Below are 22,175 nucleotides of genomic sequence, written 5' to 3'. Positions count from 1 at the left end.
CGTGACCACCGAGCAACCGCCAGCCGCCCGGCCCACCGCCCGCGCCTTCACCGACCGGCTCCGCCGCCGCGAGCGCGCGCTGGGCTACTGGGTGATCATGGACTCGCCGGTGTCCACCGAGCGTATCGCCCGGCTGGGCTACGACTACGTCTGCATCGACGCCCAGCACGGACTGGTCGAGTACGGCGGGATCCTGCGCGCCCTGACCGCGATCGACGCCGGTGGCGGCTCGGTGGGGATGGTGCGGGTCGGGGCGAACGACCCGTTCCACATCGGCCAGGCCCTCGACGCCGGCGCCGCCGGGGTGATCGTGCCGCTGGTCAGCTCGGCGGACGACGCGGCGCGCGCGGTGGCCGCGGCGACGTACCCGCCGCGCGGCGTCCGGTCGTACGGGCCGATGCGCTCCGCGCTGCGGGTGGGCCCGGTGCCGGCGGAGGCCGACGCGTCGGTCGCCTGTCTGGCCATGATCGAGACCCCGGAGGGGTTGGACAACGTCGAGAAGATCTGCGCCGTGCCGGGTCTCACCGGCGTCTACGTCGGCCCCTCGGACCTGTGCCTGGCGGTCGGCGGGGCGTACCCGGGCGACCCGGCGGTGGCGGAGGTGTTCGAGGCAGCGCTGCGGAGGATCAGCCGGGCCGCTGCCGAGGTGGGCGTGGCGGCGGGGATCCACACCCCGGCCGGTGCGGACGCCGCCCGCCGACTGGCCGAAGGCTTCACGTTCGCGACGGTCTCCTCGGACCTCGTACACCTGGAACGTGCGGCGGCCGACCACCTGAAGGCCGCCGGCGGTGCGGGATGAGCAGCCCCGCGGCACCGGCCATCGACGGGCTGGTGCGGGCCCGACCGGACGGCTTCGGCGAGGCGTACCTGCCCACCCGGACGGTGCAGTCCCACGCGGCCAACCTGGCGGTGCTGCCCGACGGCGACCTGGGCTGTGTGTGGTTCGGCGGTACGCAGGAGGGAGTGGCCGACATCAGTGTCTGGTTCGCCCGCCTGCCGGCCGGCACCGACCGGTGGCGCGATCCGGTGCGACTCAGCGACGACGCCACCCGCTCCGAGCAGAATCCGGTGCTGTTCGCCGCGCCCACCGGCGAGCTGTGGCTGCTGCACACCGCGCAGCACGCCGGGGACCAGGACACCGCGGTTGTCCGGGCTCGCGTGTCCGTCGACTCGGGCCGCACCTGGGGGCCGGTGCGGGACCTGCTGTCGTCCCCGCACGGCGGCGTCTTCGTGCGGCAGCCCCCGGTCGTCCTGCCGTCGGGGCGGTGGCTGCTGCCGACGTTCGCCTGCCCGAGGGTGGCCGGTCGGGCGTGGAGCGGGGAACACGACACGAGCAGCGTCTGGTTCTCCGACGACGGCGGTGGCAGCTGGCAGGAGGTGCCGGTGCCGGCATCGACCGGGCGGGTCCACATGAACATCGTGCCGCGGCCCGGCGGGGGCCTGACCGCCTACTTCCGCAGCCGCTGGGCCGACCACGTGTACCGCAGCGGCTCGCCGGACGGGATCACCTGGCAGCCGCCGCACCCCGTCGGGTTGCCGAACAACAACTCCTCGATCCAGGCGGTCGCGTTGCCCGGCGGCCTGACCGCCCTGGCGTTCAACGACAGCAGCCGCCGCGACGCGGTGGCCCGGCGGGTCTCGCTGTACGACGAGATCGACGGAGCGGGCATCGTCGAGGATGCCGTCCCGCAGGTGCGGGCGGTCGAGGACGGTGACGGTGACCGGACCGCCTTCTGGGGCGCACCCCGGGCACCGCTGGTCCTCGCCGTCTCCGCCGACGACGGCTCGACCTGGCCGCGGCGCTGGCTGCTGGCCGACGGTGACGGGTACGCCCTGTCGAACAACTCCCGCGACGGGATCAACCGGGAGCTGAGCTACCCGTCGCTGGTGGTGGACAGCGCGGGGGACCTGCACGTCGCGTTCACCCACCACCGGCGGGCGATCCGTTACCTGCGCGTCCCCGCCCGGATGTCGCGGACTGAAGCGGTCGGGGAACGCGACTAGGCGGAAGTCGACGCCTGGCCAGCTCCCGGCCGGGCCGGCCGGTTTCGTGCCTGTTTCACAGCCGGTGCCGGCATCGGCGGAACCCGTCGAGTCAGTTCGGGTACGTATCTTTGCCGCAGCGCGGGGGTGTAGTGGGTTCGCTGCTGGCTACTGATGCTTCATGGGGGAGCCCGACGGGGTGAACGGCGCCGACGGTAGGCCGGACAGCCGGAGTTCCGGTGGCGGAGCCGGCGGCCCGGCGGCACCCGGCGGGCCGCGGAGGCGTCTCCGCCGGGCGGTGACGTCGCTGGCTGATCCCGAGCGGAGCGCGCCGAGAGCCGGGGTGCGCGCCGCGATCGTGCTGCCGGGTCTGTTCGCGGTCGGACAGTACGTGGTGGGCAACCAGTCGTTCGCCACGTTCACCATCTTCGGCGGTTTCGCTCTGCTGATCATGAGTGACTTCGGTGGCACCCGCCGGGAACGGACCCGCTCCTACCTGCTCGCCACGGCGGCGGGAGCGGTCCTGGTGGCGCTCGGGACGGTGGTGTCCCGCTGGGCGGTCGCCATCCCGGCCGTGATGTTCCTGCTGGCATTCGTCACCACCTTCCTCGCCGCGGTGGCGGGCGGCCACGTCAGCACGGCCCGGCTGGGCCTGCTGCTTTCCTTCGTCCTGGCCGTCACGCTGCCCCCCGCTGAGGGGCAGCTTCCGATGCGGGTGGCCGGATGGCTGTTCGCCGGCCTCGCCGCGACCCTCGCCGGCCTGCTGCTGCCCCGCGCCGGGCCGGTGGCGCTGACCCGTGCCGCCGGCGCGGCCTGCCGGGCGGCAGCCGACCTGATCGATGCGATGGCGCGCACTCCGGACGATCCGGGTCTCAGCCGGCTCCGGCAGGCGGCGGCGGAGGCGGTCGACACGGCTCGCCGCCGGTACGCCGGCACGGCGAGCCGGTCGATCGGCTCGCGGCATCGACTGCGCGGGTACGCCGAACTCATCGGCGATCTGCAGTTGATCGTGGGTGTCGCCGGTCATCCGCTGTACCGACCCGAACACCTCGCCCGGCGGGGCACCGGAACCGAGGGTGAGTTGGTGGCGGCGATGTCGGGCGTCCTGCGCGCCAGCGCCGCCACGCTGGCGGGCCGGGCGGGCGGGCCGGACGTCCGCGCGGTCGACGAGCGGCGGTGGGCGCACCGGCGCGCACTGGAGCGGTGGGTGCGGCGGTCGCTGGGCCCGTCGGCAGCCGGTGAGCAGGTCCTCGACGCGTTGAACGTCGACCACACGCTGCGGGTGCTGGCGTACCTGGCGACAGCGGTGGCGGCCAACGCAACGGCGGCGGCGGGCCGGGACACCGGTGCCCAGAGCAGTGGACGAGGCCGGGAGGTCCTGGGCGACCAGCAGGTCCGCCATCGCCGGCTGCGGTGGCTGGCGTCCTCCGCGGCGCCGGGCTCGATCGCGCTGCGGGACAGCCTCCGGGCCGCGGTAGGCCTGGCGGTGTCGGTGTGGCTCGCCGTCCGGCTGGGCCTGCCACACGCGTTCTGGGTGGTGCTGGGCACGTTGCAGGTGCTGCGGACCAACGCTCTGGGAACCGCCCGCTCGGTGCTACGTGCCATCGCCGGCAACGTGGTGGGCGTCGCCGCAGGTTCGGCCGTGGTCATCGCGACCGCCGGGCACCCGGCGTGGCTGTGGGCGGTGCTGCCGGCCGCGGTGTTCCTGTCCGCGTACACCTCCGGTTCCCAGCGGTTCCTGCTCAGCCAGGCCGCGTTCACGGTCGACCTGATGATCATTTTCAACCTGCTCGCTCCGGTGGGATGGCGCTTGGGCCTGATCCGGCTGGAGGACGTCGGCGTCGGGGTCGCCGTCAGCGTCGCGCTCAGCCTGCTGCTGTGGCCGCACGGGACGCGCCGGCAGTTCATCCGGAGTGTCGCCGCGTACCAACGGGCCGCGATCGGGCGGCTCCGGCACGCCTTCGACCGGGTGCTGGCCGTCGGCGCCGAACGGCTGCCCGCTCCGGCCCCGCCGGCGGGCGCCCGGACCCGGGCCGAGCTGGCGCTCGGCGCCTACCTGGCCGAGCGGTCGGCCGGACCGCTCGACTCCTCGACGGCTGTGGTCCTGCTGTCCGGGGCCAACTACCTGGCCATGGCGGCCAACCTGCTGGAGAACGCGGTCACCGAGTTCGGCTACCGGGCCGACGAGTGCCGGGACGCGGTCGAGCCCGTCCGAACGGCGCAGCAGGCACTGCTGAGCGGGCTGGGGCGGCTGGCCGACCGGTTGGCCGACACGGGGGCCGGATCATCCTGGCCGGCCCTGCCGGATCTGGACGGGCCGGTGCGTACCTGCCTGCAACGGTGGCGTGACGACGAGGCGGCGGCCGGATCCGCGATGGCGCTGGTGGTCGCGACCGAATGGATCCGCAGCATCCACCAGGTCGGCGACGACCTGACCGAGCCCGCCGACCGTGCGGTCGCGGTGGCCCGCCGGCCCTGGTGGCGCTGACCGGGCCGCACGGGATGCCGCCGTAGCGACAAGGTGGTCGCCGCCACCCCGGACGGGCTGCCGGTGCTCGACCCGGCCCTGGGCCGCCGCTCCCGCCGCGCTGGTCGCGGTGCCGGCCGACATCTCCGCGCTGCGCCGGGACGACCCCGCTGCGGCCAGCGCCTGGCAGCACGCCGTCGGCTGTGTGCTGCAGGAGGCGCTTGCGGCCGGCTGGCAGGCCGGCTGGGATCCCCGCGGCGCCTACCGGCTCACCCCGCCGCCCACCCACTGACCGCGCGACCGGGACGAAGATCACGTCGGTTGCGGGACGCGGCACCACGCCCCGAAGTGGTTGAGTGGGCCGGTGCCGAGTCCGTCATCTGTGACACCAAACCTGCCGTCCGGGCGGCTGTCCAGGATGAGAGCCTGATGTTCGCTCCGCTGCGGTTCGCCGCGTTCCGTTACCTGGCGACCGGCCGCCTGGTGAACATGCTGGGCAACGGGGTCGCTCCCATCGCGCTGGCCTTCGCCGTGCTCGATCTGACCGGCTCGGTGCGCGACCTGGGCCTGGTGGTTGGCGCACGGTCGCTGTTGAACGTGCTGTTCGTGCTCTTCGGCGGGGTGGTGGCCGACCGGATTCCGCGCCGGGTGGTGCTGGTCGGCTCCAATCTGCTCGGCGCGTCGACCCAGGCGGCGGTGGCCGCTCTGGTGCTCACCGGTACGGCGACGATCCCGCTGTTGCTGGCGCTCAGCGCGGCCAACGGCGTCGTGAGCGCGCTGGCCCAGCCGGCCTCGGCCGCCGCGACGCCGCAGACCGTGCCGCCGGACATGATCCAGCCGGCCAACGCGATCATCCGGCTCGGCATGAACGCGGGAATGATCGGGGGCGCCGCGCTCGGTGGGCTCCTGGTGGCCGCCGTCGGCCCCGGCTGGGGCCTCGCCATCGACGCGCTCACCTTCGCCATCGCGGCCGTCGCCTTCACCGGAGTCCGGGTCGCCGCCCCACGGGCACGAACCAGTGGCACGAGCATCGTCGCCGACCTCCGTGAGGGGTGGACCGAGTTCACCGCGCGGACCTGGGTCTGGGTGGTGGTGCTCGGCTTCATGATCCTCAATGCGGCCCTCGCCGGCGGCGTGAACGTGCTGGGCCCGGCCGTCGCCGATGCGACGATCGGCCGCAGCGCCTGGGGGGTGGTGCTGGCCGCGGAGACCGCCGGAATGGTCGTCGGCGGGCTGGTCGCCCTGCGGATCCGGGTACGCCGGCTGCTGCTGCTCGGGGTGGCCTGCATGTTCGCCGAGTCGTTCCTGCTGTTGGCGCTGGCCCTGGCGCCGACCGTCGCCGTGCTGCTGGCCGCCGGCGTGGCCGTCGGCATCGCCGTGGAACAGTTCGCGGTCGCCTGGGACACGTCGATCGCGCAGCACATCCCCGCCGAACGGCTGGCCCGCGTCTACTCGTACGACATGTTGGGTTCCTTCATCGCCATCCCACTCGGCCAGGTGGCGGTCGGACCGGTCGCCGCGGTGATCGGCCCCCGCGACACGCTGCTGATCCTCGCGGCGTTGGTGGTGCTCGCCGTACTCGGCATGTTGGCCAGCCGGGACGTCCGTCGGCTGCCGGCGGCGGCCCCCGCCCGGGCCGCCGACGCAGCGTCGGCCGAGCACGTGCCCCTCGGGCCGGGGGACGGCCCTGTCACGGCACCTGCCGGACCGGCCGTCCCCACCTGATCCACATCCGCCGGGGAGCAACGATCGGCGCGGGGAACGAAGACTACGGATGCAGGTCGGTCCGCGCCTGGCCGGTGGACGGATCGTAGGGGTACGACAGGTGCTGGTGGATCATCAGCCAGGCACCGTCTCGCCGTTCGAAGATCCGGGTTCCGCGCGACCAGCTGTCGGCGGTCTGGCCGTCGGCCGGCGTCACCCGGACCTGGTTGAGACCCCAGGCGACCGCCAGATCGCCGTTGACCAGGATCTTCAGGTCGGGCACCTGCCAGGTGACGCTGCCGTCGCCGGCGGCGTCGAGGCCGGCCTTGCAGACCTCGCGTACCGCCTGCACGCCGACGTGCTGCAGGGGATGGTCGTGTTCGTAGGAGATGACGTCGTCGGCGATGCCGGCCATCAGGCCGTCGAGGTCCTTCGCGGCGGTGCGGTCGAACCACCGCTGGTGCAGCCGGCGCAGGTCCTGCTCCGCGGCGGCGTCGTCGCGCCGGTCGGGGTGGACGTCAGCGGGGGCCGGGTCGGTGAGTGGGAAGGAGTGGTGCTCGTGGGCGACGACCCACCGGCCGTCCTGCTTGCGGAGCCCGAGCGTCAGCCGCAGCCGGTTGTCGGGATCGTGGGCGAACTCGTCCGCGGTGCCGCAGCGCAGCAGCGCGTACGCGAAGGCAACCTCGTCGCCGGCGGTGATGTTCAGCGACTCGATCTCGAACGAGGCGCCCTGGGCCTGCCACTGGAAGAACGGCGGCCAGGTTTCCCGGTAGGCGTCCAGGCCGCGGACGCCCTGCTGCGGTGGCGGCACGTCGAACATCAGGATGTCCTTGGCGTGGTCGGCAAGGACGGCGCTGAGGTCACCGCGGTGGACCGCGTCGGCCCAGCGCTCGATCAGGGTGCGGATCTGTTCCTCGTCGGTAGACATGCTCCGTGGGGCCCTCTCGGTTGGTGTGTCCGTCAGGACTACAACCCGGGCCGGCCCGGAAACTCATCGCGCGCCGTCAGACTTTCTCCGCCAGCTGTGCCGGCAGGCCGAAGGTGGGGAAGTGGGCGTCCAGGAACGAGACCACCTCGGCCACCCGGCCACCACGCAGCGTGAGCAGGTCCAGGCCAGCCGGGACGTACGCGAGACGCTCGTCGTCCCATCGGTAGGTGCCGAACGCGAGCTGCCCGTTGGCCCGCACCGGCCGGAAGCGCCAGCGATGCTGGAGCACCGCCTCGACCAGGAATTCGCGGATGGCGTCCCGGCCCTCGTACCAGATGCTCAGCGGTGGCATCGAGTACCGTGCGTCCTCGGTCAGCATCGCCACGATGGCGTCGACGTCGCCGGCCTCCCACGCGGTCAGGTACCGCTTGACCACCTCCCGCTGCGTCGCGTCGCCCAGCGCGTCCAGGCTCTGTCGCTGACTGGTCTGCGGTAGCACGTCGGCGAGCACCTTCCGGGCTCGCTGCAGGGCGCTGTTGACCCCGGCGACCGTGGTGTCCAACAGCTCGGCCGCCTCGGCGGCGGAGTAACCGAGCACCTCGCGGAGCAGCAGGACGGCTCGCTGCCGAGGCGACAGGTGCTGCAGGGCGGCCACGAACGCCAGCTCGACGCTCTCCCGCGCGAGCACGCGGTCCTCCGGGCTCAGCCGTGCGGTCCAACCCATCAGCTGATCCGGGTACGGTTCCAGCCACGCACGCTCCGCCAGCGGCGCACCTTCGGAGCTCAGATCCGCGGGCAGCTCCCGCCGCCCCCTGCGCTCGACGAGCGTCAACGACCGGTTCGTCGCGATCTTGTACAGCCATGGCCGGATCGACCCGTGGTGCTCGAACCCCTGCAGGCTGCGCCAAGCCCGGTCCAGCGCGTCCTGGACGGCATCCTCCGCGTCATGAACCGACCCGAGCATCCGGTAACAGTGCGCCCGCAACTCGTCGCGCAACGGCCCGACGAGCCGGCCGAAGGCATCCCCGTCACCGGCACGCGCCGCGGTGAGCAACTCCGTCACCGACGGCGCTCCGCCCTGCTCGGTCCGCACGTGCCAGCTCCGTCCTGATCCGTCACCGGCACCCACGCTAGTGTGTCCGCCCACGGGTGCGCCCGGTGCCGGGCGCGGGCTCAGCGGTGCTGTCGGATCCGCTCCCAGGTGCTCGGCGGCTCCAGCCCGGCTCCGGTGCGCAGCGGGGTGGCGACCGGGGTGCCCGCGCCGGCGACCGCGGTGACCCGGCCGTGTTCGGTCCCGGCCGGCAGCCGTGCCGGCACAGCCGGGACGTCGACGTCCAGCCGTACCCGCATGCCGGGCCAGCCCATCACGGTCAGCTCCTGCGCGGCGGTGAGCGCACTGCCGCCGCCGAGCGCGCCACGGACGGTGGCGACCTGATCGCCGGCCCGGACGACGGGGTGCACCCCGATCGCCGTGGCGGCGGTGCGGACCAGCGGTCGGGTTGCCCGGAACACCCGGTCCAGTTGCTCGGGGGTGTGGGCGCCGGGCTGCCCGAGAACGGCGCCCACGACGGTGAAGTTCCGGCCGCCCACCTTGACGACGGCGGCGAAGACCAGGCAGCCGCCGGCCTGGTCGGTGGAGCCGGTCTTGATCCCCACGACGCCGTCCTTGCCGACCAGGGAGTTGTAGTTGCGTACGGTGCCGGCGACCGGCAGGGTGGCCGTCTTCTGCGCCACGATCTCCGCGAACGCCGGCAGTTCCATCGCCTTGCGGGCCAGGATCACCTGGTCGACGGCGGTGCTGACGGTGCCCGGGTCGTAGCCGGACGGGTCGGTGTAGTGGGTGCCGGTCATGCCGAGCGCCGCGGCGGTGTCGTTCATCTTGCCGACGAATGCCGGGATGCTGCCGGCGTCCCAGGCGGCGAGGATCCGCGCCATGTTGTTCGCCGAGGGGAGCAGCAGCGCCTGCAGCGCCTGGCGTTCGGTGAAGACCGCGCCCGCGACGACCGACACGAGGGACTCGCCACGCGCCTGCTCCTTCGGGTACGCGGCGGCCTGCTGCGCGGTGACGGTGAGCTTCGGGCCCTGCTCGCCCCGGTCGAGGGGGTGTTCGGTCAGGATGACGTAGGCCGTCATCACCTTGGTCACGCTCGCGATCGGCACCGGCTTGCGCCCGCCCGACGTGCCGAGCGAGCCGACCCCCTCGACCGAGAGGGCGGCCTGCCCGGTCTTCGGCCACGGCACCTTAGGTGCCTCGCCGGGGATGATGGTCGACGCGGGCAGGGTCCGGGTGATCGTCGGGGCGGGCAGTGGGCGGCGCAGCGGCGAGACCGCGACCAGCGCGGTGGCGGCGAGGAGCAGGGTCAGCAGGCCGCTGATCAGCAACCGGTGACCGCGTCGGCGACCCTGGTTCGCCGGTTGGGGCGGGACCGCTTTGATCACCTGGGTCGTCGCGGAGTCGAGCATCTGGTTATGTCCCCCCGGGTGGCAGGCCGGCGTGTTCCACGGCGCGCTGATGTCGGTGTCACTGCTGTCGGCGCACGATCAAGTCCGGTCGGGCGGCCGCTGCAGACGGATCGTTCCTCGGTGCGGACCCGTGCGGCAAGGGGTGCATCCGTTACCCATGCGAATCGCACAGCTTCTTCACACCCGGCCGGTTAGCTCCTGATCACCACGACAGGAATCACGCCGATGGAGATCGCCGGATGTATGACTACGACGGCCGGACAGGGTACGAGCCGATCAGCGACGTCGACCGCAAGGAGTTCCACGAGCAGGGCTTTCTGCTGCTGCGTGGCGTGCTGACCGAGGAACACCGGGCGGCACTTGAGCAAGCGGTGGACCGGATCCACGGGCGGGCGACCGCCACCGGCAACACCGGCGCGGACGGTTCCCTGCACCTGCTGGGTTTCCTCGAGCGCGACCACCTCTTCGGTGACCTGCTCACTCATCCCGTGACGTTTCCCTACGTGTGGGGGTTGCTCGGCTGGAACATCTATACGCATCACCACCATCTGGACGTGACGCCACCGGCGCGGGAGCCGGAGCGCCCGTACTGGGGGTGGCACCAGGACGGTTATCGGCAGAATTCCGACCCGGAGACGCTGGATCCGGCGGTGCCCCGGCCGATGTTCTCGCTCAAGGTGGCCTACGTGCTGTCCGACCTCACCGAGACGGGCCGCGGCGCCACGAAGATCATCCCCGGCAGCCAGGTGCGGAACAGCCTGCCTCGACCCGACGACGTGTCGGCGCACCATCCGGATCCCGCGGGCACGGTGGAGATCACCGCCGAGCCGGGCGACGCGTTCGTCTTCGACCGCCGGCTCTGGCACTCCCGATCGACGAACCGCTCTGCGATCACCCGCAAGATGCTCTTCGTCGGCTACACGTACCGCTGGATCCGTCCGCTCGACGACCTGCACGTCGACCGGGAGGGGCCGTGGTGGGCGGCCCGTACGCCGGTGCAACGCCAGTTGCTGGGCGACGGGAAGCACACGGCCAACTACTGGGGCATCAACTGGGACGGACACGTGGACGACGACATCCCCCTGCGCCAGGAACTCAAGCATCGCGGGCTGCTCGACCGGAGGATCCCCTGGCTCCGCTGAAGCCGCCGGCGTGGCTACGCTCTGCGACGAGGACCGCGCGTCGGACCTCACGAACCACCCGGGGCATCGTCACCGTCAGTGACGACGAGGTGGCCGGCTCGCCGTGACGTGCCGGCCACCCCCGGGCCCGATCAGGATGGAGCGACATGGGCGGACGAATTCTGGTCGCCGAGGACGATCCCAAGCAGGCCAACCTGATTCGGCTCTACCTCGAGCGCGAGGGGCACACCGTGCTGGTGGTCGGCGACGGGCGCAGCGCGCTCGACCAGGCCCGGAGCCGCCGCCCGGACCTGGTGGTCCTCGACGTGATGATGCCGGTCGTCGACGGACTCGACGTGTGCCGGATCCTGCGCGCCGAATCGGACGTGGCCATCCTGTTGCTGACCGCCCGTACCACGGAGGACGACGTCCTGCTCGGCCTCGACATCGGCGCCGACGACTACATCACCAAGCCGTACAGCCCGCGCGAGCTCACCGCCCGGGTGCGGGCCCTGCTCCGGCGGGCCGGTGTCGTCACCGCGGGAACCCAGGCGGTGCTGCAGGTGGGCGACCTGGAGGTCGACCCGGGCCGATTCGAGGTACGGGTGGCGGGCCGGCCGGTCACGCTGACCGCCAAGGAGTTCGGCATTCTCGAGGTGCTCGCCGGAGAGCCGGGACGAGCGTTCACCCGGACCCAGATCATCGATCGAGCGTTCGGCTTCGACCATTTCGTGCTGGAGCGTACGGTCGACGCGCACGTGATGAACCTTCGCCGCAAGATCGAGACCGATCCCGCGGCACCACGCTACGTGCAGACCGTCTTCGGCCGCGGCTACCGGCTCGCCGCTCCCCGGCCGAGATCGGCCGACCTCAGCGGCTCGTCGGCTCGCCAGTCGGCGGATCGCCGGCCGTGAGTTTCCGGCTGCGACTACTGCTGCTGGTCGTCCTCGTCGCGGTGACCGCGACCGTGGCGACCGCCTGGCTGACCCTGCGCCAGGCGTCCCAGCAGGTTGTCGACTCCGCGGCGGCCGACCAGACGCAGGTCGACCTGGTCACCGGACAACTGACCCGGTACGGCCAGGAACACGGGACATGGACCGGGGTGGTCGACCTGGTACGGGATCTGCGATCCAGGACCGGCCAGCGGATCCACGTGGTGACCGAGTCCGGTGTGGTGCTGGTCGACACCGACACCGAGGAAGGCCGCCCGGCCCGCCCGCTCGGCAGCAGCAGCGCCATCGTCGATCCCCGGCCGACCTTGCCGCTGACCGCCGCCGGCCCCGATGCCATGAAAACCACCGCCAGTGCGATCGCCGAATACCGCCACACCGCCCGGTACGCGGCCTGCCTGACGGCCGGCGGAGTCCCGCTGGAACGCTCGTCCGGCTACCTCGGTCTGCCGCAGTTCGCGCCCGTGTCGCCGGGGCAACCGGACCTCAGAGAGATCATGGCGAACTGCGACAGCGTCGCCGCCGCCGCTGACGACGCCGAGGCGAGCAGGCAGGTGGAGGTCTGCCGCCCGGCCTCCGCGGCCAGGACCGAGAGAACCCCCGTGCCCGCCGAGGCACAGCGCCCGCCCTCCGATGCAGCGACCAGCGAAGACCAGCTGCGCTGCCTCGCCGGCGCGTTCACCGACGGGATCCGTGACGTGACGCCCGTGCCCGTCCGGATCTATTTCGGTGCCCGTGGGGAGGCAGCGCGCCCGGTGGCGACCGGTCCGCTGCTCGCCGCCGCGGCCGGCGTGGCGCTCGTGGTCATCCTGGGCACCGCCGTGTTGAGCCATCGGGTGCTGCGTCCGATCCGGACCCTGACCACCGTGGCCCAGCACCTCGGCCGGGGAGACCTGAACAGCCGGGTCCCGGTGCAGGGCAACGACGAACTGGCCAACCTCGGCCGCTCGTTCAACCGGATGGCCGACTCACTGCAACGCGGTGAGGAACGACAACGGCGGCTCGTCGCCGACGTGGCTCACGAACTACGCACCCCGCTGGCCAACCTGCGCGGCTACCTCGAAGCGCTCGCCGACGGGGTGATCGCCCCCGACCCGGAACTCTTCGCCTCCCTGCACGAGGAGGCCGTGCTCCAGCAACGGATCGTCGACGATCTGCAGGACCTGGCGCTCGCCGAGGCGGGGAGACTCACCTACCACCGGGTGACGGTCGACGTCGCCGAACTCCTGGAGACCTGCCGGACCACGCACCGGGCACGAGCCGAGGCCGCCGGGGTGACCCTGAGCGTCCACGTCGCACCGGCCACCCAGCCGGCCGCCTCGGACGCGCCGGCCGGGCCGCCGGTGGTGAACGCCGACCCGGACCGGCTGCGGCAGGTCCTCGGCAACCTGATCACGAACGCGGTGCGGGCGACCGCGTCCGGCGGCAGCATCTCCCTGCACGCCAGCCGGACCGACACGGTCGCCGTGATCCGGGTCGTCGACACAGGCACCGGCATCGAACCCTCGGCGCTGCCGCACATCTTCGACCGGTTCTGGCGGGCCGACCTGGCCCGCGGGCGGCACACCGGTGGCGGCGGGCTCGGACTCGCGATCGCCCGGCAGATCGTCACCGACCACGCCGGCACCATCACGGTCGCCAGCCAGGTCGACGTCGGCACCACCTTCACCATCACCCTGCCCACCATCGCCCGATGACGTCGGCGCGGGTGCCGGCCTCCAGGCAGTCGCCGAGGCACACCGTCGCGCCATCCGCCACCGCCGCACCGCTCGCGCCGCACCCTCGTGCGCGGCACGGCCTACCGCAGGAAAGGATGTGACCATGACCGATCCCGTTCTCGAAGCCGCACTCCCCGGGCGCGTTGTCGTCACCGGGGCCAGCGGCAAACTCGGTCGCGCCGTGGTCGCGCACCTGCGCGCCGTGGGCGTCGACGTGCTGGCCGTGGACCGCGCCGCCGGGCGCGACCCCCGCGAGGTCGTCGGCGAGTTCCTGCTCGTCGACCTCACCGACTACGGGCAGGTGGTGGAGGCTTTCACCGGCGGCGCCGACGAGCACGCCGGCAGGGTCGACGCCGTCGTGCACCTGGCGGCGGTGCCGGCCCCCGGGCTGCTGCCCAACGCGGCCACCTTCGCGAACAACTCCGCCGCGACGTACAACGTCTTCGCCGCGGCCAGGGCGGCAGGGATCAAGCGGGTGGTGTGGGCGTCGAGCGAGACCGTGCTCGGGCTGCCGTTCGACACCCCGCCGCCGTACGCGCCGCTCGACGAGGAGTATCCGCCGCGCCCGGAGTCGACCTACTCGCTGAACAAGGCGCTCGAGGAGGAGATGGCGCGGCACTTCTGCCGGTGGGACCCCGAGTTGGTCATGGTGGGCCTGCGGTTCTCCAACGTAATGGACGTCGAGGACTACGCGCAGTTCCCGTCCTTCGACGCCGACCCCCGTCTGCGCCGGTGGAACCTGTGGGGCTACATCGACGCCCGTGACGGTGCCCAGGCGGTCGAGCGGGCCCTCGCCCACGACCAGCCCGGCGCCGACGTCTTCATCATCGCCAACGCCGACACGGTCATGAGCAGATCCAGTGCCAGCCTGATGGCCGAGGTCTACCCGGGTGTGGAGGTCCGCAAGGACCTCGGCGAGCATGAGACCCTGCTCGGCATCGACAAGGCACGGCGGGTGCTGGGCTACGAGCCTCAGCACTCATGGCGCAACCACGTGGACCGCTGACCGCCGTACCCCCGTCGCCGGGCGGTGGCCGGGCAACCCGTCCAAGCAGTGGCGGTCCGGGGCCGGAGCCGCGGACCGCCACCGCCTACGGCGAGTGCTAGTTGAACTGGAAGTTCGCCGAGTGGGTGGTGCCGTCGATCAGCGTGACCTCAAGGCGTCCACACGTCTTCGCCAGCGACTTGTCGGTCTTCCAGACGTACTGGTACTGCTTGGTGACCGGGTCGTAGGTCAGCGTGCTCGCGCCCGCCGTGACGGTCTGCTGGACCACCTCCTGCGCGGCCGAGATGTTGCACGTCGTGGCGTGCAGCTCGGGGAAGCCCGACGCGAGAACGGCGAGACCCTGATCGCCACCGAGACCGAACTTGACCGGGACGGCGCTGCCGGCCTTCACGACGTTGACCTTGTCGGCGTTGACCGGCGAACCGAAGGGCTGCCAGTCGTAGACGACCTGGTAGGTGACGCTGACCGGGGCGGCCTTGTTGCCGGCCCGGTCCCGACCGCCGGAGCAGGTCGCGGTGAAGTACCCGACGCTCGGTCCGCCGGTGATGGACAGGGCGGCGGGCGCAGCGACCCCGCTGTCGCTGTCGGTGGTCGAGCAGGCCGGAGTGACCGTGGTGCCGAGAGTGATCTGCTCACCCTGGCTGACCCCGGTGACCGTGACGGTGGGCGGCGTGACGTCCTCGTCCTCGGTGACCGCCTTGTAGGCGTTGACCAGGCCGTACCCGAAGAAGCCGTTGACCTTCGGGTTGTTCGGGTCGACCTTGCAGCGGCCCTGCGTGTAGTCGGTGCCGGAGTTGGGGCAGGCGAGCGGAATGGCCTGCTTGCGCAGCAACTCGGCGATGTAGTCGGGAGTGGCACCGGGGTGCTTGGAGACCAACAGCGCAGCGACGCCGGCCACGTGCGGCGAGGCCATCGAGGTGCCGGACAGCGTGCGGTAGCTGGCCACCCCGGTCGAGGGTGAGGTGGAGTAGATGCTCGACCCGGGCGCGGCCACGTCCACGACCCCGAGCCCGAAGCTGGAGAACGACGAGCGCGCCGGCTGCGTGGTCAGGCCGGGGTACCAGGGCCCGACCGCGTTCGCCGGGGCGGTGGGCTGGGTGGTCGACGACACCGACACCACGTTGGGCAGCTCCGCCGGCAGGTCGAGGCAGCTCGGGTCGAGGGTGCGGCGGATCGGGGTGGTGTCGTCCGGGCTGGTGGTGTCGACCGTCTTGTTGGCGAGGTCCTGGTTCTCGTTGCCTGCCGCGGCGACGTTGAGGATGCCGCGGTCGGTGGTGTAGTTCACGGCACGGCGGACCGCCTCGACGACCGGAGCCTGGTCGGCCTGGCTCTCACACCAATACAGCCACGGGTCGATGTAGTAGCTGTTGTTCGTGACCTGGATGTCGTGCTCGGCCGCCCAGATGAAGCCGCAGATCGCGTACTCCGGGTAGATGAAGCCGGAGGAGTTGACGACCTTGATGGCGGCCAGCTTCACGCCGGGCGCGACGCCGACGATACCGACGTTGTTCTTCGCCGAGGCGATCGTTCCGGCCACGTGCGTTCCGTGGTAGTCGGCGGTGAGGCTGGTGGGCCGCCACGCGCCGGGGGTGGTGTCCGGGGCGCCGGTGCCGACGCAGTTCACCGACTTCGACTGATCCACCACCGGGGCGAGGTCCTGGTGGTTGGCGTCGATCCCGTCGTCGAGAACGCCGACGGTGACGGTCGAGCTGCCGAGGTTGACCTCGTGGGCCGCACGTGCACCGATAAGGACCATGTCGCTCTGCCGGGTCGCGTTCTCCAGGGCGTCCGGCACGTAGGCGTCGACGTCCTCCGTGTCCTCCGCCATGGCGGGCAGGGCGGCGGTCCGGGTGGCGCCCGCGGAGAGGACGGCGCCGCCGTGCGCGACCGCCTTCACCTTCTGGGCGAACGCAGGATCGGTGGAGCGGGCGATGACCACGCCGATCTGCGCGTACGAGACCATCACCTGGCCGCCGGCCTCGGTGACCGCTGCGGCGGCATCCGTCGTCTGCGCCTTGCCGACGGCGTTGACGACATAGCTGAGGTTGGGACCTTCGGCTGCCGCCGCGCTCGGCGCGAGGACCGCACCGAGCGCCGCAAGGACGCTGGTCGCTGTGCTGACGATGAGGGCATGTCTGCCCAACCTGGAATTCATTCCGGGCCTTCCGAAAAGAGGGTGAGGGGGTCACCCGATCTTGGGTTGAGTGATGATATGGCGAACAATTCTCAGCACACACTCGGCTGGATGGTGGTCGTGGCCAGGTGAAACGCCTATGGCCTTCGGTTAATCGGCCAGCCTGCCGGTCTGATATACCGGTATCTGGTCCTGCTGGTTTCATCCGCTTCGCACACTGCTCGACCAGTTCGGCGACCTCGGCGAGATCGACCGGCGTGGCGCTATTCGAGGCTGGCCAGTTCGTCCGCGGACAGGCGAAGCGCCCCGGCGGCCACGTTCTCGACCAGGTGATCCGGGTTGCCCGTTCCCGGGATGGCCAACACGTGCGGCCCGCGACTCAGCGTCCAGGCGATCCGGACCTGGGCGGGCGTGGCGCCGTGTGCACGTGCGATGGCGAGGACCGAGCCGTTGTCGGCGACACCGCCGGCCTCCCGTCCGTCCCCGGCGACCGCGTAGAACGGCACGAACGCGATGCCCTGCTCGCCACACGCGCGGAGGGTCTCGTCGCTGGTGCGATTGTCGATGCCGTACGCGTTCTGCACACACACGACGGGGGCGATCGCCTGGGCCTGAGCGAGATGCTGCGGGCGAACATTGGAGATGCCCAGGTGCCGGATCAGGCCGGCGTCGCGCAGCTCGGCAAGCGCACCGAAATGCTCGGCGATCGAGTCGAGGCCGTGCTGGCGCAGGTTCACCACGTCCAGGTGGTCGCGGCCGAGCTGGCGCAGGTTCTCCTCGACCTGCCCACGTAGCTGATCCGGCCGGGCCAGGGGCAGCCAATCGCCCGACGGATCCCGGCCGGGGCCGACCTTCGTGGTGATGACCAGATCGTCGGGGTACGGCGCCAGCGCCCGGTTGATCAGCTCATTGGCCGAGCGCAGCGAGGAGAAGTAGAACGCCGCGGTGTCGATGTGGTTCACCCCTAACTCGGCCGCCCGGCGCAGCACACCGATGACCCGGTCGCGGTCGCTTGGCGTGCCGAGGTTGAAGGCAGCGCTGCCCGTCAGTCGCATCGCGCCGAAGCCGATCCGGTTGACGGTCAAGTCGCCGAGCGTCCACGTACCGGCCGCAGCCGCGGTGATCTCTCCAGTAGGCATCGGACGACCATAGCCATGGCCCCTGACCTGCGCATTCGGTCGTGTGCCCGATGGTGTCGCGCCAAGATCCCTGTTACCTTTCTTATCGTCAGGGAGCACTGCGGCGTGTCCCGGCGGCCCGGACAGCTACTGGCAGGCCCGACTGGTTCGCGGCTTGGCGGCCGCCTGCAAGGTCGGCCACCGCAGGGGCGGTGATCGACTCCGTGTGCGGTATGTCGGGGTGTCGCGGGTGCCGGATACCGCCTCGTGCGGTACCCGGAGTGGATCTGCGCGGGTTGCCGGCCCAGATGCGCGGCCGCCAGGCCAGGGCTGGAGATGTGCAGCGCCGCCGACGGTGGGCCACCTACCGGCAGGTAGGCCGATGCCGGCGCCCGACAGTCCCAGAAATCAAATAGAGTGTGGCTAATGGAACAAACCGTCGCGGGTGCGGCCAGGCGTGCGCCCGAACGCGGCCGCCACCGGTCTCAGAGTTCAGCCCCGTCCGGCCGGCACCGCAGGCGTTTGCCCACCTACTTTTGGCTGGTGTTGATCGGCGTCCTCAGCGGCGGCCTGCTGTTCGCCTTCCTGCCCGGCTCGTCCGGCACCGACCCGAGCCAGCAGGCCATCGTCCCGGGCCCGGCGATCGGCCTGCCACAGGAGACCTTCCCGATCGAATTGACCGAACAGCGACCGACTCCGACGGCAGCGCCTCGAACGGACGAACCCGAGGCGTCGGCATCACCGTCTCCGACGCCCACACCGACCCTCTCCCCGACACCTACCCCCACTCCCACCGCATCGTCGCCGCCCAGCCGGTCGCCGACGCCTGGAGCGACCGCCCGGCCGGAGCTGCTCGGCCCTGGCAACGACGGCGAACTGGCGATCATGGTGCAACGCTATTGCGACCGGCACGTCTCAGGGTCCGGCTCAGCCAGTGCCCGGTCAGACGGCCGGTGGGAATGCCGCCGGTTTCTGGCGTCACCCCGGATCGTCAACATGGACACCGCCTGCCGCGACCGGTACGGCGCGGACGCGTACGCGCAGAACTCGACCAGCGACGCGTACGACTGGTACTGCTACCGCATCCAGTCCGGGTGACCCCAGCACTGCCCAGTTCGATGATCACTCGATGAAGTCGACCTTGGTCAGGTGGACCTGCCGGTGCGCCGCCAACCGGTCGGCCTGCTCCGCTATCGCCGCCCGGGTGCGGGTCGGCACGCTCGACCACAGTTGCACCTGCACGGTCAGTTTCTTCCCGGACTGGCGCGGGCGCCAGGTGCCAGCGACCTCGCCGTCCGCAACCACCGCACCGGGCCGGCCGAGCACCGGCCAGAGGGCCTTGGCCTGGGCCGGGGCTTCGACCAGCAGCGGACGGTCCTTTGCCTGCAGGAACAGGTCGAACGGCCCGAGCAGCCGGACGAGCCGCGGACGCGGCGCATCGAACCGGTCGGCGTCGCTGGAGAGCACCCACCGGGTCTCGCCGGCGACGGACACCTCGACGCTGTCGGACGGCCAGTGGGCCTTGACGTCCTTGACCGGTGCGTCAAGGTAGTCGGCGACGTGCTTCGGGGTGGCCGGGCCGAGCAGCCGCAGGTAGGCGCGGATCAGGTCAAACCTCGGTGGAACGTGATGCGCCGGCCGGTGGCCGGGGATGGGTTGCAGCACCGGCGGGGAGGTGCCGGCCTGCAGTTCCAGGCCGGCGCGCAGCGCCGCGAGCCGGAACGGCATCTCGTAGAGGTGCGTGGCGTTGCACGGTCGGCAGAACCGCAGGTAGGGGGAGTCCATCTGGCCGGCCACCACGGCGGAAACCTCGCCCTTGACCAGCGGCGTGGTCACCACTGACCGCATGATGGCCGCGATGGCGTCCAGCGCGGCGAGGTTGCCGATGCCGGCCGCCTTCAACGGCTTGGCCGCGTCGTAGATGCGCTTGCCGGCGTCCGCATCGGAGAACGGTTCGACGGCGGCGGCGACCTGCGGCACGTCCTCGCGACGGTACAGGTGTGGGGCGCCGCGCACAGTCCAGAGCGTGGCCAGGTCGCGCTCGCGGAGCGCCGAGCCGTCAAGGCCGCGGTTGCGCAGGGCCCACAATCCGCCGTCCGGCCCGGTGTCTTGCACACCGATGTCGAGCACGGCGGTGTCGGCCAACGCGCCGGCTGGGCGGTCCAACTGCTGGGCGCGCACCCGAAACCCAAGCACTTGGAGGCGATCAATCGAAGCCACCACAGGCGCCAGCCTACGACCCGCCACCGACATGGTGGGCGGAATGACGGGCGGGCGAGACCACGGCCAGCCGGATCAGGGACGGTGGTGACCGCCCAGCGGCCTGCGCTCAGAGGGCGAATCCTTGGACGGGGTGCCGGGAGCCGTCGGGGAGGAGGATGTGTGCGGAGTTGGCGGCCCAGCCGATGGCGGCCGTCCACGCCCGTCGTGCCGTTCCGTGACCGCGAAGGTTGACCTGGGAGCCGGTGCCGAACACGACCGATCTCTGGAATGGGCGCTGGTCTACTTGCTCTCGCTGTCGTACCTCGACCTGCCAGCCGGTGCAGTCGGCGTCGCTGTCATCGATGATCAGGTGACGCATGCCGTCGGCGTCGCTGGCGAAGTGGTATGTCGGCAGTGGGTGTGCGGGCCAGTCCACCCGGCGAGTCTGGCGTATCTGCTGTGGTGGTCAGCCGCGGGGTCCGTTGTCGCATGCGACCACTGCCGCGCGAGCTGCCGGCCGCTGGCCGGTGCGATCCGCCGACACGAATGATGTGAATGCCGGTGCCCCAGGTCGCCGTCACACCCGGAGCACCGGCACTGATCGCAGCCGGAGGGTCAGCCTGCCTGGCGCACGCGGTAGGCAAGATGGGTGACACCGTAGCCCTCGACGACACTCGTAGGCCCGTCCAACTGGACCGGGGTGATCTTCAGGCCGGCGAAGAAGGGGATGCCCTCGCCGAGCAGGACCGGGACGAGGTCGACATGGACCTCGTCGAGCAGGCCGGCCTCGAGGACCTGCGCCGCGATGGTGCCGCCGTTCACTCCGACCTCCTTGCTGCCGGCGATGGCCTTGGCCCTGTCGATCGCGCTTTCGATGCCGTCGATGACGAACACGAACGAGTCGTTCTCGCGCTCCCACCCGTCGGGCATGGTGTGCGTGACGACGACCACGGGTACGTCCATCGGGTGCCGGCCGCCCCAGCCTCGGGTCATGTCGAACAGCCGTCGGCCGACCACCAGCGCTCCCGTCCTTTCGGTCAGGTCGCGCAGGTGCTTGGCGCTCGCCGCCGAGGTGCGCATCGACAAGCCGGGCATGGCCGTCGGCGTCTCGACGTCGCCGTTGTTGTACCACTGGAAGAGGTACTCGAACCCACCGTGCGACGCGTCGGCGATGTAGCCGTCCAACGACATGGTCGCCCCGGTCGTAACCTTCGTCATCGATCCGCTCCTTGGTCTCCGCCAGCCTGCCCGTAACCGGGCCTGTCCTTCACCCAGGGGTCGATCCTGGCGGCGCCAGTTCGACATCCCCCAAGAAAATTTCGCGCCGTACGGCTTGAAGAGGAGATCCGCCCAGCGTGGGCTCAGGTGCCGAACCGACGCCACGCGTCGTCGACCAGGGCGTTGACACTGACGCCGGCGGTGACGAGGCCAATGGTGGGTGAGCGGGCGTGCCGCCCATCCGGGTCAGCGACGCACGCTGCGGCAGAGGTGTGCGCCCCAAGGGCATCGGCGGTTGTTAAAGTCGACGCCTCGATCGGCGGGAGGGCTGCGGCACGGCATGCGGGTGACGATGACGAGCGCCGCGGCAGGGACCGGCCAGGCAAACGAGGACTTCGTCGGCGCCGTACCGACGGCAGTGGTGCTGATCGACGGAGCCGGCGGCTTCTCCGGCAGCGAATCGATCTGCCGGCACGGCGTGGCCTGGTACGCCAGCCGCCTGGGCGGCAGACTCCTCAGCCTCTTGTCACTCGTGCCGGACCGCAGCCTCTCGGCGCTGCTCGCCGAGGCCATCGAGCAGGTGACGGATGATCACCGGCACACCTGCGACGTGGCCGATCCCATCAGTCCGTCGGCGACCGTAGCCATCCTGCGCCGGTCCGAGGGCCTCATCGAGCACCTGGTGCTCGGTGACTCGGTCCTCGTGCTCGACCGAGCAGACGGTGCGCCGCTCGTCGTCTCCGATCCCAGGGAGGTGGTCATCAGCCGGTCGTACCAGTCCGCGCTCGCGGCCGTCGCCGACGGTAGCGAGGAGTACCACAGGCTCCTCCGAGACCTGCGCGCCAACCGGAACCGGCCGGGCGGCTTCTGGGTGGCCAAGGACGACCCGCGGGCGGCGGGCGAGGCGATCACCGGAAGTTGTCCGACCTCCGAGCTGGCCGGTGCCGTCCTGCTCAGCAATGGGGCCAGCCGCGTCGTGGACCGGTTCCGGCTCACCGACTGGCCAGGGGTCATGGTCGTCCTGGCATCGAGCGGACCCGCCGAAATCATCCATCGCGTCCGCCAGGCGGAGGCGCGCCACGCGGTGGTGGCGGACGACGCGACGATCGCACACTGCACCGACCTCGCCGAGGCCTGACCGTCGCCAGGCCCGCCCGGCCTGG

At 71.6% G+C, this 22,175-nt stretch carries 19 protein-coding genes; 11 read left to right on the top strand and 8 right to left on the bottom strand.

Annotated features, from left to right (window positions below; all coding sequences use genetic code 11):
- Position 1: 1 nt before the first annotated feature.
- The 5 genes from ACFYM6_RS15800 to ACFYM6_RS15780 all read left to right on the top strand — a co-directional run bounded on the left by ACFYM6_RS15800 (position 2) and on the right by ACFYM6_RS15780 (position 6,175).
- The gene (locus ACFYM6_RS15800) at positions 2 to 799 is read left to right on the top strand and encodes an HpcH/HpaI aldolase/citrate lyase family protein (protein WP_387275968.1); all 798 of its coding nucleotides are present in this window, start codon (positions 2 to 4) and stop codon (positions 797 to 799) included.
- Positions 796 to 2,004 (top strand): exo-alpha-sialidase, encoded by a 1,209-nt coding sequence (locus ACFYM6_RS15795; protein WP_387275966.1) that lies wholly within the window; start codon positions 796 to 798, stop codon positions 2,002 to 2,004. The genes ACFYM6_RS15800 and ACFYM6_RS15795 overlap by 4 nt, the downstream gene beginning before the upstream one ends.
- A 322-nt stretch (positions 2,005 to 2,326) precedes the next feature.
- A complete protein-coding gene (locus ACFYM6_RS15790) occupies positions 2,327 to 4,471 on the top strand; it encodes an FUSC family protein (protein WP_387275964.1) in 2,145 nt (714 codons plus the stop codon).
- A 109-nt stretch (positions 4,472 to 4,580) separates the two neighbouring features.
- Entirely contained in the window at positions 4,581 to 4,742 is a 162-nt protein-coding gene (locus ACFYM6_RS15785; protein ID WP_387275961.1) for a hypothetical protein, read from the top strand.
- Positions 4,743 to 4,879: 137 nt separating this feature from the next.
- The gene (locus tag ACFYM6_RS15780) at positions 4,880 to 6,175 is read left to right on the top strand and encodes an MFS transporter (RefSeq protein WP_387275959.1); all 1,296 of its coding nucleotides are present in this window, start codon (positions 4,880 to 4,882) and stop codon (positions 6,173 to 6,175) included.
- A 43-nt stretch (positions 6,176 to 6,218) separates the two neighbouring features.
- On the opposite strand, the gene ACFYM6_RS15775 is transcribed toward ACFYM6_RS15780, so the two are convergent.
- The 3 genes from ACFYM6_RS15775 to ACFYM6_RS15765 all read right to left on the bottom strand — a co-directional run bounded on the left by ACFYM6_RS15775 (position 6,219) and on the right by ACFYM6_RS15765 (position 9,545).
- Complete coding sequence (locus ACFYM6_RS15775; protein WP_387275957.1) at positions 6,219 to 7,082, bottom strand: YybH family protein; 864 nt, start codon at positions 7,080 to 7,082, stop codon at positions 6,219 to 6,221.
- Between the two features lie 76 nt (positions 7,083 to 7,158).
- Positions 7,159 to 8,175 carry a sigma-70 family RNA polymerase sigma factor gene (locus ACFYM6_RS15770; RefSeq protein ID WP_387275955.1) on the bottom strand — a complete coding sequence of 339 codons (1,017 nt, stop codon included), beginning with the start codon at positions 8,173 to 8,175 and terminating at the stop codon, positions 7,159 to 7,161.
- Positions 8,176 to 8,255: 80 nt separating this feature from the next.
- Complete coding sequence (locus tag ACFYM6_RS15765; RefSeq protein WP_387275954.1) at positions 8,256 to 9,545, bottom strand: D-alanyl-D-alanine carboxypeptidase family protein; 1,290 nt, start codon at positions 9,543 to 9,545, stop codon at positions 8,256 to 8,258.
- 239 nt (positions 9,546 to 9,784) lie between these two features.
- Between ACFYM6_RS15765 and ACFYM6_RS15760 the strand changes: the two genes are divergently transcribed.
- The 4 genes from ACFYM6_RS15760 (at position 9,785) to ACFYM6_RS15745 (ending at position 14,340) form a co-directional block, all read left to right on the top strand.
- Entirely contained in the window at positions 9,785 to 10,687 is a 903-nt protein-coding gene (locus ACFYM6_RS15760; protein ID WP_387275952.1) for a phytanoyl-CoA dioxygenase family protein, read from the top strand.
- A 146-nt stretch (positions 10,688 to 10,833) separates the two neighbouring features.
- Entirely contained in the window at positions 10,834 to 11,580 is a 747-nt protein-coding gene (locus tag ACFYM6_RS15755; RefSeq protein WP_387275950.1) for a response regulator transcription factor, read from the top strand.
- On the top strand, positions 11,577 to 13,313 hold the full coding sequence (locus ACFYM6_RS15750) for an ATP-binding protein (protein ID WP_387275948.1): 1,737 nt from the start codon (positions 11,577 to 11,579) through the stop codon (positions 13,311 to 13,313). Before ACFYM6_RS15755 ends, ACFYM6_RS15750 begins: the two co-directional genes overlap by 4 nt.
- A 124-nt stretch (positions 13,314 to 13,437) precedes the next feature.
- On the top strand, positions 13,438 to 14,340 hold the full coding sequence (locus ACFYM6_RS15745; protein ID WP_387275946.1) for an NAD-dependent epimerase/dehydratase family protein: 903 nt from the start codon (positions 13,438 to 13,440) through the stop codon (positions 14,338 to 14,340).
- Positions 14,341 to 14,437: 97 nt separating this feature from the next.
- On the opposite strand, the gene ACFYM6_RS15740 is transcribed toward ACFYM6_RS15745, so the two are convergent.
- Both ACFYM6_RS15740 and ACFYM6_RS15735 read right to left on the bottom strand, forming a co-directional pair.
- Positions 14,438 to 16,483: a S8 family serine peptidase gene (locus tag ACFYM6_RS15740; RefSeq protein ID WP_387275944.1), complete on the bottom strand. Its 2,046-nt coding sequence runs from the start codon at positions 16,481 to 16,483 to the stop codon at positions 14,438 to 14,440.
- A 254-nt stretch (positions 16,484 to 16,737) separates the two neighbouring features.
- A complete protein-coding gene (locus tag ACFYM6_RS15735) occupies positions 16,738 to 17,613 on the bottom strand; it encodes an oxidoreductase (protein ID WP_387275942.1) in 876 nt (291 codons plus the stop codon).
- Positions 17,614 to 18,135: 522 nt separating this feature from the next.
- Here ACFYM6_RS15735 and ACFYM6_RS15730 point away from each other — a divergent pair.
- The gene (locus tag ACFYM6_RS15730; protein ID WP_387275940.1) at positions 18,136 to 18,690 is read left to right on the top strand and encodes a hypothetical protein; all 555 of its coding nucleotides are present in this window, start codon (positions 18,136 to 18,138) and stop codon (positions 18,688 to 18,690) included.
- A 24-nt stretch (positions 18,691 to 18,714) separates the two neighbouring features.
- On the opposite strand, the gene ACFYM6_RS15725 is transcribed toward ACFYM6_RS15730, so the two are convergent.
- From ACFYM6_RS15725 to ACFYM6_RS15715, 3 genes are all read right to left on the bottom strand, one after another.
- Complete coding sequence (locus ACFYM6_RS15725; RefSeq protein ID WP_387275938.1) at positions 18,715 to 19,788, bottom strand: winged helix DNA-binding domain-containing protein; 1,074 nt, start codon at positions 19,786 to 19,788, stop codon at positions 18,715 to 18,717.
- A gap of 133 nt (positions 19,789 to 19,921) precedes the next feature.
- The gene (locus ACFYM6_RS15720) at positions 19,922 to 20,230 is read right to left on the bottom strand and encodes a hypothetical protein (RefSeq protein ID WP_387275936.1); all 309 of its coding nucleotides are present in this window, start codon (positions 20,228 to 20,230) and stop codon (positions 19,922 to 19,924) included.
- Positions 20,231 to 20,409: 179 nt separating this feature from the next.
- Positions 20,410 to 21,012, bottom strand: coding sequence for a dihydrofolate reductase family protein (locus tag ACFYM6_RS15715; protein WP_387275934.1), 603 nt, complete (start codon positions 21,010 to 21,012; stop codon positions 20,410 to 20,412).
- Positions 21,013 to 21,364: 352 nt separating this feature from the next.
- On the opposite strand from ACFYM6_RS15715, the gene ACFYM6_RS15710 reads away from it, so the two are divergent.
- Positions 21,365 to 22,150, top strand: a complete 786-nt coding sequence (locus tag ACFYM6_RS15710; protein ID WP_387275932.1) for a protein phosphatase 2C domain-containing protein — start codon at positions 21,365 to 21,367, stop codon at positions 22,148 to 22,150.
- The last annotated feature ends 25 nt before the right edge of the window (positions 22,151 to 22,175 follow it).

Origin of the sequence: Micromonospora sp. NPDC006431 (assembly GCF_042870725.1) — a bacterium.
In the GTDB taxonomy this organism is placed as follows: domain Bacteria; phylum Actinomycetota; class Actinomycetes; order Mycobacteriales; family Micromonosporaceae; genus Micromonospora.
The sequence above is the reverse complement of the archived record's forward strand: the minus strand, read 5'-3'. Positions and strand labels throughout refer to the sequence as shown.

Coding starts and splice junctions, on each gene's coding strand:
- ACFYM6_RS15710 (WP_387275932.1), top strand. CDS start 21,365: ATGACGAGCGCCGCGGCAGGGACCGGCCAGGCAAACGAGGACTTCGTC.
- ACFYM6_RS15780 (WP_387275959.1), top strand. CDS start 4,880: ATGTTCGCTCCGCTGCGGTTCGCCGCGTTCCGTTACCTGGCGACCGGC.
- ACFYM6_RS15755 (WP_387275950.1), top strand. CDS start 10,834: ATGGGCGGACGAATTCTGGTCGCCGAGGACGATCCCAAGCAGGCCAAC.
- ACFYM6_RS15795 (WP_387275966.1), top strand. CDS start 796: ATGAGCAGCCCCGCGGCACCGGCCATCGACGGGCTGGTGCGGGCCCGA.
- ACFYM6_RS15775 (WP_387275957.1), bottom strand. CDS start 7,082: ATGTCTACCGACGAGGAACAGATCCGCACCCTGATCGAGCGCTGGGCC.
- ACFYM6_RS15765 (WP_387275954.1), bottom strand. CDS start 9,545: ATGCTCGACTCCGCGACGACCCAGGTGATCAAAGCGGTCCCGCCCCAA.
- ACFYM6_RS15715 (WP_387275934.1), bottom strand. CDS start 21,012: ATGACGAAGGTTACGACCGGGGCGACCATGTCGTTGGACGGCTACATC.
- ACFYM6_RS15745 (WP_387275946.1), top strand. CDS start 13,438: ATGACCGATCCCGTTCTCGAAGCCGCACTCCCCGGGCGCGTTGTCGTC.
- ACFYM6_RS15735 (WP_387275942.1), bottom strand. CDS start 17,613: ATGCCTACTGGAGAGATCACCGCGGCTGCGGCCGGTACGTGGACGCTC.
- ACFYM6_RS15760 (WP_387275952.1), top strand. CDS start 9,785: ATGTATGACTACGACGGCCGGACAGGGTACGAGCCGATCAGCGACGTC.